The sequence below is a fragment of the Halorubrum sp. SS7 genome (genome assembly GCF_005435055.1).
Classification (GTDB): Archaea; Halobacteriota; Halobacteria; order Halobacteriales; family Haloferacaceae; genus Halorubrum; species Halorubrum salinarum.
Genome location: NZ_SGXV01000059.1, coordinates 1494 through 2161, shown reverse-complemented (window position 1 = coordinate 2161; position 668 = coordinate 1494). Strand labels below are relative to the sequence as shown.

1 pseudogene is annotated in these 668 nt (G+C 56.9%); it reads left to right on the top strand.

The features are described from left to right. Window positions 1-175: pseudogene (locus tag EXE44_RS22095) on the top strand (site-specific integrase); the annotation flags it as partial. Between the last annotated feature and the right edge of the window lie 493 nt (window positions 176-668).

Here is a 668-nt window from a genome sequence, read left to right as displayed (position 1 = left end):
TCGGTCGCCCCACGACGCCCGTAAGGCGCGGGTGACGAAGTATCGGAACGACGGCGTCCCTCGGGGCGTCGTTTCGGACCAGCCCAACGCGAGCGAGGACGTTCTCGACAAGCACTACGACCGCGCTTCGGAGCGCGAGAAGGCAGACCACCGATGGCGGATTATACAACACTGAGCGTCACGCAAATTCAAGCCGATTACAGCGGGATAATCACGGGACTCAACTCTCGTCGCGCCCGTATCGTTCTCCCCGACAGATAGAACGGAGCAGAATGGTTCTATGGCCCTCTGGAAACGCAGCACGCTAAGCGGTGAAGACACGCGATAGATCGGTTACGGTCACGTGTGCGTATTGACCCATGATTTCACGGAACACGTCGATCCAGAGTAGTATATCTCTCCCCTCTGTCTCACTTCGCCAACTTACTCTGCTCGTCGTTTACCTCTCGGTAGTGGCGCTAACCACCGCTCACTTCGGAATACAATCACTCGCACGTAATGAATAACTATCTCCACCGAGATCCGTCCGGTAATCGGAGCCGCGAACGAGTCATCGCTTTACCGCAGGGTATGACTGAAAACCACAATGCGGTCTAATTGGGTTGATGACACACCACCCGAACACTGACGTCCTGATTGTCGGCGGTGGCCTCGCCGGGCTGAGCCTG